Below are 10,413 nucleotides of genomic sequence, written 5' to 3'. Positions count from 1 at the left end.
GTAGCCGCCGCCACCGCCGTGGCCGCCGCCGCCCCAGCCGCCGCCGTGGTCGCCGTAGCCGCCCCAGCCGCCCCATCCGCCGTAGCCGCGGTCGTAACCGCCGTAGCCGCCGCCGCCGTAGCCGCCACCACCGTGACCGCCACCGCCGCCGCCGCCGTGGCCGCCGCCACCGCCGCCACCGCCGCCGTGTTCTGCGTAACTGACTGCCGCTGAGGCCGGTGAGCTCGTCGGTGCCGCGACGGCCGTTGAGGCCGCACCCCCAAGGGCGAGCGCAAGGCCTGCCACTGCGGCGAGGGGCCACTTGGAAATACGCATGAGAACTCTCCTAGCCAGGTCGGGTTCCTGGGCGTGGACACGGTTCAAGGGCAACTGCGCCGGACAGTCCGGTCGGCGCCCCACCCCCGCTGCGGGTTGTGAGTCCCACAGTCAAGTGGTGATGTTCGAAATGTTGCCTTTGCCACTATTTGTCCACGTTCCCCACGCTGCGACCGCCAGGTCGTGACGTCAAGGAGCGAGCCTGGTAGTGCCACTACCAGGCTCAGGGGGGAAGCACCGGAACTGGGGGAGTCAGCTCGGCGAGTCGTCGTCGAAGGGCTCGTCGCTCCACCGGAACCAGGCCTGGTCGTCCTCGATGTGCAGCAGGAACTCGGCCACGGGCCCCGAGGGCGAGCACAGCGTTACCGCGCGGCGCACCTCGCCGTAGGCCGACTCCCACGCGGCCCAGGGCTCGTCCTCATCGGCCGGTGCGGTCATCGCGGCCTGCATCAGTGCGAGTTCCCGGGCGAACAGCGGCCCGACCCGGGCGAAGGCGGGGGCGGGAGTGAACCGCCCCGACAGCCACGGGAAGTCGGCCTCCTCGACCGTGATCTCCCCGACGGGTTCCCCGTCGCTCAGCACCCGCCAGGTCTCGCCCACGAACCCCATCGTGTCCTCACCAGCCCTCCGTGGCCCTCAGGGCCCCCTATGCGCCCGCCTGCTGCGGCTCCTCGTGCAGCGCGGAGTCGGCCGCGCCCCGGGTGAAACCGGTGAACGCCACGCGCAGGCCGGCGCGTTCGGGGGAGCAGCAGAACGGCCCCGCGGTGGCGACGGCGTCCGGGGCGAGCGGGGCCAGCCGGACCAGGCGCCAGGGGCCGTCGTCGCGGCGTGCGCGGATCGTGACCGCGTCCCCGGAGCGGCTGGCGCGCACGGTGACGGAGTGCCCGGCCCAGTCGGGCACCGGCGCCAGAGACCAGTCCGACACCCCGCGGGTGACGACCGCGCCGAGGTGGGGCACACCGTCGGACATCTCGATCCCGGCCTTGACCCAGGTCTCCGCGTCGACGCGGATCATGAGCCCGGCCTGGTCGTACAGCGTGTCGAAGTCCGCGCGGAAGGTCACCTCCGTCGACGAGTCCGGCGGGAACGCGGCGAGCAGCGCATGCCCGTCGTCGCGGACGAAGCCGTAACCGGTGGTGCGCCAGAAGTCGCTGCGGTCGCGGGTCGTCACCAGCATCCCCGATCCGTCCGCCTCCGCGTGCTGCGGGGCGTTGAGCCACGTGGCCTCGTCCCAGTCGACCGGGCGCTGCTCGTTCATGGTCCGTCCTTCCGGTGGGACGGGCCCGCGGACACGTTGCCGCGGGACCGCCGCTGGCGTGGGCGGGCTCAGCGTAGATCAGCGTTCCGGCCGCGGAACACACAGGCGGGGCGCGGCCGCGGCTCATTCCCGCTCGGGGGCGGAGGGCGGCACCCTCGTGGACGGACCGGGCTCGGGGCCGCCGGACAGCGCCGACGGGGCGTCGACCGTCTGCGGTCCGTGCGACAGGCCGATGCCCGCACGCTGCCGCCGCACGGTGATCAACGCGGCGTCGTCGCCGAGCCGTCCGCCGCAGTAGGCGAGGAGGTCCTCGCGTACGTGCCGCACCAGGTCCTCCGGGGTCTCGCGACCCCGCCAGGACGCGACGCGCTCGGCGAGGGGGTAGAAGCGGCCGGACCCGTCACGGGCCTCGGTGACGCCGTCGGTGTACAGCAGCAGGATGTCGCCTGGAGCGAAGGGGAAGGTGTCCACACCCGGGTGCGAGGGCTGCAGCAGCCCCAGGCCGATGGGCGGCGCCGGCTGGCTGGGGTCGAGCGCCGTCAGGCCGTCGGCGGCCAGGCGGAGCGGGGGCGGGTGGCCGCAGTTGAGGATGCGCACCTCGGGACGGTCGTCGGGGAAGTCCACCAGGATCGCGGTGATGAATGACTCGACCGCGGCGTCCTCCTGCGGGCCGTCACCGCCGGCCTGCGCGGCCTTCCAGGACACCGTGGCCTCCAGGTGCGCGTACAGCGCGGGCAGCGGCGGAGCGCGGTAGGCGACGCTGCGGAACGCTCCGAGCAGCAGGGAGGCGTCGCCGATCGCGGGCAGGCCCTTGCCCCGGACGTCCCCGATGAGCAGCCGGGTGCCGCCGGGCGTGCGCACCGCCGCGTACAGGTCGCCGCCGATCCGGGCCTGGTCCTCGGCGGCCTGGTAGTCGCAGGCGATCCGCAACGGGCCGATGAGCTCCGGCAGCGGCTGCAGGACGACCTGCTGCGCTGCCTCCGCCACCGAGCGCACCTGCTGCAACTCGGCCTGGTGGCGTTCGCGCAGCCTGACGAAGACCACGGTGAAGGCGGAGACGAGGACCAGCGCGATGATCTCGCTCTGGCGGTACGAGGTGGTGATGGTGCCGTCGGCCACCGACACCACGGTGAGCGCCGCCACCGCGAGCCCCCCGATGAGGGCGGTGAGCCGGAGCCCGCCGAACGACGCGGTCAGCGCGGGCGCCACCACCAGGAGCGGGCCCAGGTGGCCCTCCGTGGGGATCAGCAGATCGCTGATGACGATCGCCACGATCAGCAGAACCGGGACCGCGATCAGGGCGGGATTCCGCTCCGCGGACCAGTAGGTGCCTGCGCGTGGTGCAAGACGCATACCTCTTGCTTACACCTCTCCCGCCGACCCCGCCCGTGGCGGAACTCCGGCCGGTACGGGCAGCAGCAGGGCCGTCACGTTGTCGTGGCCGCCCGCGTCGAGCGCGTACCCGACCAGCGAACGCGCGCCGTCCAGCGGCCCCCCGCCGCGCCCGGAGGCGGGTGGGGCGGCCAGCCGGTCGCGCAGGGCCTCCGCACCGGGGAGGTACCGCCACAGCCCGTCGGTGCACAGCAGGAGGCGGCCCGGGACGGACGGCCGGCCGCTGCGCACCCGCGGCGCCGGCTCGCCGCTCCCGGCGCCCAGCCAGCCGGTCAGGGCGTCCAGTTCACCGGTGTCGTCGTCGGTCAGCGCGATGGCCAGCCCCTCGTCCGGCAGCCAGTACGCCCGGCTGTCGCCGATCCAGGCGCACCACAGGCCGCCCGGACCGGTGACGCCCGCGACGAAGGTGCAGGCCGGTGCCTCGTCCGGGGTGACGGCGAGCGCGGCGACCGCGCGTCCCGCGCGGCGGGTGGCGTCCTCGAGCGCGATCTCCGGCGCGGTCCCGGAGAGCAGCGCCGGCGCCAGCGCGCTTGAGGCGACCTCGGCGGCGAGCCGGGCGGCCCGTTCGGACCGGGGCGACATGGACACCCCGTCGCACACCACGCCGATCGTCCACGCGCCGGCCGTGGTCACGGCCATCGCGTCGGCGTTCACCTCGCGCCGCTTCCCCCGGTCGCTGACGCCCGCCGCACCGCCCGCGGTGGCCTCCACCCGCGACCGGAACGCCGGCTGCGCGACGCCGCAGTCCCAGCAGTGACCGTCCGGGGCCACCGTCCCACCGCACCGCGCGCACCCGGGCGCGCCCCCCTGCCGTCCGTCCATGGGAGGACCCTACGAGGGCCGTAGGGTACGAGGAAGGGCTGGTGGGGCCGGGGTCAGGACGGCGCGTGGCGCAGCGGCGCCAGGGCCTCGCTCCAGGCCACGACCTCGTCGAGGACGACGCCCAGCTCGCCCGCCCGGCGCGGACCGGGCTGGAAGCGGCTCATGTCGGCGAAGTCCCGGAAGAGGGAGAGCGCCACCTGCGCACGGACGGTGGCCACCCGCAGCTCGGCCATCACCAGCCGCAGGTGCTCCACGGCGCGGGTGCCGCCGGCGCTGCCGTACGCGACGAACCCGGCGGCCTTGTGGTTCCACTCCGCGAAGAGGTAGTCGATGGCGTTCTTCAGCGCCCCCGGGATCGAGTGGTTGTACTCGGCCGTCACGAAGACATAGCCGTCGAAGGAGGCGATCTTCTCGGCCCACGCGAAGGTGTGCGGGCGGCTGTACCGGCCCATCGACGGCGGCACCGGCTCGTCGAGCAGTGGGAGGGCGTAGTCGGCGACGTCGACCAGTTCGTACTCGGCGTCGTCGCGGAGCGCGGCGTTCTCGTACACCCACTGGGCGACACCCGCTCCGATGCGCCCGGGGCGTGTGCTGCCGAGGATGACGGCGATCCTGGTCATGGTGCAGCTCCTGGACGGTCCTGTTTCCGGGTGGCCGGGCGGTACGCCGGAAGCGGCGGACCGGCGCCTGAGGCACCTTCCATGGGTGCCCGCCGGCCAACCCGGCGGGGCCCGGGGTTCACCCGATCGCCGTCGGAGCGGGGGAGTGACGCGCCTCAGCGGACCCGGGGCTCCAGGGAGATGCGGACCGTGATGCGCTTGCCCACCGGCTGGCGCTGCACCTCGTAGCCCTCGCACAGCGCGAGGATGATCTCCAGACCGTGCTGGCCGATCCGCCCGGGCTCGGCCGCACGGGCCAGGGGGAGGGTGCTGCTGGTGTCCCACACGGACACCAGCAGCGTCGCCGTGTCGACGTCCACCTCGAGGTCCAGCAGACCGGGGCCGGGGGCGTACTTGCAGGTGTTGGTGACCAGCTCGCTGACGACGAGCTGCGCGGTCTCGACCGTCTCGACCGGTACCGGCACGCCGTGCTCGCCCTGGACGCGGGCGAGGAACCCGGCGGCGAAGCGCCGGGCCGCGGAGATCGCCTCGGAGTCCCCCTCGTGCGCGAATCCCGCGTGGATGCAGGGCCAGTCGGCCAGGTGGGCGGTGCGGCCGTCCAGCCTCGGTTCCATGGTGGTGCCTTTCGTACTGCTTCCCCGGCCGGCCGCGCTCAGATGCGGCCAGCCGTCCGTCTACCCCGTATTCCGCGTATGACGCTCATCCGCTTCCGGCCATGCTCACCGGCGGGGCAGTTTGGTGACGGTGTCCAGGTAGAAGGCGTCGATGCTGTGCACGGCCCGCTCGAAGTCGTCGAGGTTGACGGGCTTGGTGACGTACGCGTTGGCGTGCTGCCGGTAGGCGCCGGTCACGTCGTCGGGCGCCGCGGAGGTGGTGAGGACGACCACGGGGATCGCGCGCAGCTCCTCGTCGCTCTTGAGGATCGCCAGCAGTTCGTGGCCGTTCATCCGGGGCATGTTCAGATCGAGGACGATCAGGTCGGGGCGCCGGTTCGCCGGGTCGCGCAGGTACTCCAGTGCGGCGAGGCCGTCCTCGACCTGGGTGAGGTTGCGGGCGCCGCGCTCTGCGAGGGCGTCGCCGATGAGCATGGCGTCCGCGGGGTCGTCCTCGACCAGCAGCACGTCGTGGGGGCGGGCTGGGGCGATCATCATCATTGGCTCCGGGTCCGGTCGGTGCGCCGCGGGGGACGGTGGGGGGTGTCGCTGGTCACCAGGCCGGGCCAGCGGCGGCGGGCGCCCTGGCGGCTGATGTTGCAGGCTCGGCCGATCCGGGGGTATCCGGCACCTGCGGCGGCCGCCTGCTCGGCCGCGAGGTTCTCCAGGTGTGCGATCGCCTGCTGGAGGAGGTTGAGCATGTGCAGGTACGCCAGGGCCTCCCCGCGTGCTTGGGTACCGTCGATGTCGGCGGCGGTCCCGGGAACGGTCAGCGGGCGGAGGGCATGACGTGCAAGGCGCCGGGCGAGGTCGTCGACCGTGCCGATCGCCAGTGCGGCGAGGTCTTCCTCCGGCAGTCGCGGAGCGAAGTGGGTGCCAGGCATGGCCCCCACCTTAGGACCTGCCGAAACGTACGACAACAAGTGTTGTCGCGCGCCCGTTACAGTGGGGACCGCCCTCGGGCATCCGACGGCGGCGAGGCAAGCGGAGGGCGTTCAGCGTGGCAACGGGTGAGACGATCGTGCAGGCGGCCGGCGACCCGGAGGCGGCGTACGTCCCGGACGACGACCGCGGCCCGGGCCGACTGTCGGCGTGGACGACCCGACGGTGGCTCCGCGTCGGCGTGAGCGTCGCCCTCGCGGTCCTCGCCGCGCTGGGCGCGCTCGGGATATGGGCGCTGGACCGCAGTACCTCGCTCACCGACCAGTTGGTGGACCAGCGGTCCCCGGCCCTGGTCAACGCCATCCGCCTGGAGGCCGCGCTGGTGAACCAGGAGACCGGTGTCCGCGGATACGGGCTGAGCGGGCAACGGCAGTTCCTCGATCCGTACACGCAGGGCCTGGCGGACGAGCGGACCGCCCTGGACCGGCTGCGTCCCCTCGTCCAGAACGACCCGCGGGCCCGCGCCGACCTCGACGGCGTCGTGGACGCGGCCGTCGCCTGGCAGGGGCTCATCGCCCGGCCGGTCGCCGCCGCCGCCGCCACGCCGGGGAAGCCGGTGCCGCTCGCCATCGCGCGGGCCGACGAGGGCAGGGCCGCCTTCGACCGAGTCCGCGACGCTCTGACCGGCCAGCAGGAGCACCTGCGGCAGGCACGCATCACCGCCGGCACCCAGCTCGACGCCGCCGTGCGGCTGCGCAACGGGGTGTTCACCGCCATCGCCGTGGTCATCGTGCTGCTGGCCGTGCTCGTCTTCGAGGGGCTGCGGCGCGGCATCAACGGTCCCCTGGAACGGCTGGGCACCGAGGTCCGGCAGGTGACGCGCGGCCGCTTCGACAAGGCCATCACCGCGACCGGCCCCGCCGACCTGCGGCGGCTGGGACGGGACGTGGAGGCCATGCGGCGCAGGCTCGCGGAGGAGCTCTCCTTCGCCGAGGGGGCGCGGGAACAGCTCGACGAGCAGTCCGCCGAGCTGAAGCGCTCCAACGCCGAACTGGAGCAGTTCGCCTACGTCGCCTCGCACGACCTCCAGGAGCCGCTGCGCAAGGTGTCGAGCTTCACCCAGCTCCTGCAGCGCCGGTACGGGGACCAACTGGACGAGCGCGCCGACCAGTACATCGCGTTCGCCGTCGACGGCGCGAACCGCATGCAGACCCTCATCAACGACCTGCTGGCCTTCTCCCGGGTGGGCCGGGTCCACAACCAGCAGAGCACCGTGGACCTCGAGCGGATCGCCGACGCGACGCAGGAGGCGCTGAGCGTGGCCGTGGAGGAGTCCGGCGCCCGGATCACCCGCGACCCGCTGCCCACGGTCGTCGGCGACTCCACGCAACTGGGCATGCTCTGGCAGAACCTGATCTCCAACGCGGTGAAGTTCCGCCACCCCGAGCGGGAACCCCGGATCCATGTCGGGGCCCGGCGCGACGGCGACCTGTGGCGGTTCTCCGTCTCGGACAACGGCATCGGCATCGACCCCGAGTTCGCCGAGAAGATCTTCGTGATCTTCCAGCGGCTGCACACCAAGGACGCCTACCCGGGCAACGGCATCGGGCTCGCCATGTGCAAGAAGATCGTCGAGTTCCACGGCGGTGCCATCGCCATCGACCCGGAGTACGGCCCCGGTGCCCGCATCACCTTCACCCTCCCCGCGCAGCCGGCGGAGTCCGAGCCCGAGCCCGAGACCGGTCACGAGGCCGCGTCCGAGACCGGTCAGGCGTCCGAGACCGCGCCCGAGACCGCACCCGAGGCGACCGCGGCGGACGCCGACGGGGCCACGCCGGAGCCGCGACCGTGACGACACCCCCCACCCCGCTCGCACCCGTAGCGCACCACCGGATCCTGCTCGTCGAGGACGACGCCGGCGACGCCCTGCTGGTGACCGAACTGCTCGCCGACACCTCGCTGCGGTACACGCTCGTCTGGCACAAGACCCTCGCCGACGCCTGCTTCGAGCTGTCGCAGCGGGCCGCCGACTGCGTCCTGCTCGACCTGCACCTGCCCGACGCCGCGGGCCTCGGCGCCGTCGCCGAGATCCAGCGCGCCGACCCGAACACGGCCGTCATCGTGCTGACCGGTCTGGCGGAGGGGCAGGCGGGTTCCGAGGCCCTCGCCACCGGAGCCCAGGACTACCTCGTCAAGGGCAAGGTCGAGCCGGAACTCCTGCAGCGGGCCGTCCGCTACGCCGTCCAGCGCAAGCAGGTCGAACGGGCCGGCGCCGACCTGCAGGCCGGCAGGCTGCGGGCGCAGGAGAACGCACGCCTCGAACGGGGTCTGCTGCCGCAGCCGCTGCTGACCACCCCCGCCGTGACCGCCACCAGCCGCTACCTCCCCGGACGCGAGAGCGCCCTGCTGGGCGGCGACTTCCTCGACGTGGTGCAGACGGACGACGGGCGGGTCCACGCCGTCATCGGCGACGTCAGCGGTCACGGGCCGGACGCCGCGGCACTCGGCGTCTGCCTGCGCATCGCCTGGCGGGCGCTGACCCTGGGCGGTCACCGCGGCCCGGAACTCCTGCGTCTGCTGGAGCGGATGCTCGTCGCGGAACGTTCGCACCCCGACCTGTTCACCACGTGCACCCTGCTCACGCTGGACTTCGCCGCGCGGCTGGCGACGGTGCACCTGGCCGGGCACCACGAGCCCCTGCTGACCACCGGCGGCGTGACGCGGCCGGCCGAAGCGGCCCACGGTGTCGCCCTGGGCATCGCGCCCGGCCTGGACCAGTGGCCCGCCACGGTCCTCGACCTGCCGGAGCGCGGCACCCTGACCCTTTACACCGACGGCCTCATCGAAGGCCACGCGGGCCCGGGCCGTGAGCGGCTCGGCTCGGAGGGGCTGCTGCGCCTGCTGGGCGGCACCTCCGTGGCGGGGCCCGACGCCCACCTCGACGCGCTCATCGGGCAGGTCCGCGAGCTCAACGAGGAACGCCACACGGACGACCTTGCGGTGCTGCGCCTGGACTGGGACACGTCGGCGCCCGGTGCGGCCGTGCCGGGCGGCGGTTCAGACGACTCGGCGGTGAGCGGCCGGGGCCGCTGACTCCAGGCGCTCCAGGAGCAGTCCCTCACGCGTGGACCACGGGCAGATCTCCACGCTCTCCACCCCGCACATCTCCATCAGGGTCTCGGCCACCAGCGCCCCCGCCAGGGACTGACCGGCGCGGTGCCGTGAGATGCCCGGGAGCTTGGCGCGCCCCGCCGGGCCGTTCGCGGCCAGGACGGGCACGATCTCCCGCACCTGCTGCAGCGACAGGCGGTCCAGGCCCTCGTCGGACGTACCGCGGGCGGCCGCGAGCCGCGCCAGCTGGGTGAACGTCTTCGACGAGGCCAGGACCCGGCCGTCGCGCGGCGCCCGGGGCAGGGCGTCGCCCAGCTCGGCGACGGACGCACGCAGCAGGTCTCGGACCTCGTGCAGCCGTCGCTTGGAGGTGACGGCTTCGACCAGGTCCCAACGGCGGTTGACGGCACGGGCTCCGAGGCGGAGCGAGTGGACCGCGCGCGGCTGCTCCCCGGTGCCGTCGGCGATCTCGACCGTGCCGCCCCCGATGTCCAGGACCAGCAACGGCATTCCGTCCTCCCCGGCCCACCGGCGGGCGGCCACGTAGGCCAGCCGGGCCTCCTCCTCGCCCGACATCACCCGCAGCCGCGTGCCGGTGGTCCGGGCGACCTGTGCGATGACCTCGTCACGGTTCGGCGCGTCCCGGATGACGGAGGTGGCGAAGGCGTACACCGAGGGCAGCGAACGCCCTTCGTCCGCCGCCAGGGTCCGGGCCACCGCGTACTGGACGCTGCGCACGCCCGAGCGGTCGAGCCGTCCCGTCGCGTCGAGCGTCTCGTGCAGCCGCAGCCGCACCTTCCGCGCCAGGACGGGTTCCAGCGGCGAGTCCTCCCGCCGCTCCACGATCGTGAGCAGGGCGCTGTGGCACCCGACGTCGAGCACTCCCGTTCTGCGGACCTTCCGTTGGGCCTTCAATCCTTGCCTCCACCCCGTATCGGCACCGCACTGTCCTCGTTCCCCGGATCGCCGGCTGTTCCTCCCGGGAACGGGCGGCGCGCCGTCCCATTCACGGCCCGGCGCGCCGCCAAGTCAAGATCTTTTGACGAGATAGTAGCGGAGAGCACACAGGCGCTCACGGCTCTCGACGTGCCGTCCGGGTCGGCGGAGGGGCACCTCGGCGCCCCGCGGCGTTCCCACCGGGGTCCGTCCGCGCCGCCGCCGCACGCCGCCGGGTGCCCCGCCGTCGGCGCCCGGAGCGCCCGCCCGGGGGCGGTCCGTTGCGGCAGGGGACGTACAGATGCGAGGACCCGGCGTAAAAACGCCCTGCATCGGGTAAAGAGGGCTCCGAGGCCGTCTCCGGCAGGAGGCGATCTCGGGTCACGCAGTCGGCGTGGCTCTTCAGCTGGCACGTGAAGGATGG

The 10,413-nt window shown here is 73.6% G+C and carries 11 protein-coding genes and 1 pseudogene; 2 read left to right on the top strand and 10 right to left on the bottom strand.

The genetic code is table 11. From position 1 onward, the window contains the following. The 9 genes and pseudogenes from PV342_RS05535 to PV342_RS05495 form a co-directional block, all read right to left on the bottom strand. A pseudogene (locus PV342_RS05535) lies at positions 1–315 on the bottom strand (hypothetical protein); the annotation flags it as partial. 252 nt (positions 316–567) lie between these two features. Then, on the bottom strand, positions 568–924 hold the full coding sequence (locus PV342_RS05530; protein ID WP_400801282.1) for a hypothetical protein: 357 nt from the start codon (positions 922–924) through the stop codon (positions 568–570). 37 nt (positions 925–961) lie between these two features. Beyond that, complete coding sequence (locus PV342_RS05525) at positions 962–1,573, bottom strand: DUF1349 domain-containing protein (protein WP_386994871.1); 612 nt, start codon at positions 1,571–1,573, stop codon at positions 962–964. A gap of 123 nt (positions 1,574–1,696) precedes the next feature. Beyond that, the gene (locus tag PV342_RS05520) at positions 1,697–2,926 is read right to left on the bottom strand and encodes a PP2C family protein-serine/threonine phosphatase (protein ID WP_386994872.1); all 1,230 of its coding nucleotides are present in this window, start codon (positions 2,924–2,926) and stop codon (positions 1,697–1,699) included. Between the two features lie 9 nt (positions 2,927–2,935). Then, on the bottom strand, positions 2,936–3,787 hold the full coding sequence (locus PV342_RS05515) for a PP2C family protein-serine/threonine phosphatase (RefSeq protein ID WP_500315994.1): 852 nt from the start codon (positions 3,785–3,787) through the stop codon (positions 2,936–2,938). Between the two features lie 53 nt (positions 3,788–3,840). Further along, a complete protein-coding gene (locus PV342_RS05510; RefSeq protein WP_500315992.1) occupies positions 3,841–4,407 on the bottom strand; it encodes an NADPH-dependent FMN reductase in 567 nt (188 codons plus the stop codon). Between the two features lie 155 nt (positions 4,408–4,562). Beyond that, positions 4,563–5,021: an ATP-binding protein gene (locus PV342_RS05505; RefSeq protein WP_018557885.1), complete on the bottom strand. Its 459-nt coding sequence runs from the start codon at positions 5,019–5,021 to the stop codon at positions 4,563–4,565. A gap of 105 nt (positions 5,022–5,126) precedes the next feature. Further along, positions 5,127–5,558 (bottom strand): response regulator, encoded by a 432-nt coding sequence (locus tag PV342_RS05500; protein WP_037731260.1) that lies wholly within the window; start codon positions 5,556–5,558, stop codon positions 5,127–5,129. Further along, a complete protein-coding gene (locus PV342_RS05495; RefSeq protein ID WP_400801274.1) occupies positions 5,558–5,944 on the bottom strand; it encodes a hypothetical protein in 387 nt (128 codons plus the stop codon). Before PV342_RS05495 ends, PV342_RS05500 begins: the two co-directional genes overlap by 1 nt. 116 nt (positions 5,945–6,060) lie before the next feature. On the opposite strand from PV342_RS05495, the gene PV342_RS05490 reads away from it, so the two are divergent. Both PV342_RS05490 and PV342_RS05485 read left to right on the top strand, forming a co-directional pair. Then, positions 6,061–7,794: a sensor histidine kinase gene (locus PV342_RS05490; protein WP_500315989.1), complete on the top strand. Its 1,734-nt coding sequence runs from the start codon at positions 6,061–6,063 to the stop codon at positions 7,792–7,794. Beyond that, positions 7,791–9,035, top strand: a complete 1,245-nt coding sequence (locus PV342_RS05485; protein WP_500315987.1) for a PP2C family protein-serine/threonine phosphatase — start codon at positions 7,791–7,793, stop codon at positions 9,033–9,035. Before PV342_RS05490 ends, PV342_RS05485 begins: the two co-directional genes overlap by 4 nt. Here the strand turns inward: PV342_RS05485 and PV342_RS05480 are convergent. Continuing rightward, the gene (locus PV342_RS05480) at positions 9,000–9,968 is read right to left on the bottom strand and encodes a Ppx/GppA phosphatase family protein (protein ID WP_500315986.1); all 969 of its coding nucleotides are present in this window, start codon (positions 9,966–9,968) and stop codon (positions 9,000–9,002) included. The two genes, PV342_RS05485 and PV342_RS05480, sit on opposite strands and share 36 nt — an antisense overlap. Between the last annotated feature and the right edge of the window lie 445 nt (positions 9,969–10,413).

This window comes from Streptomyces sp. PA03-3a (assembly GCF_033792735.1).
Classification (GTDB): Bacteria; Actinomycetota; Actinomycetes; order Streptomycetales; family Streptomycetaceae; genus Actinacidiphila.
The sequence above is the reverse complement of the archived record's forward strand: the minus strand, read 5'-3'. Positions and strand labels throughout refer to the sequence as shown.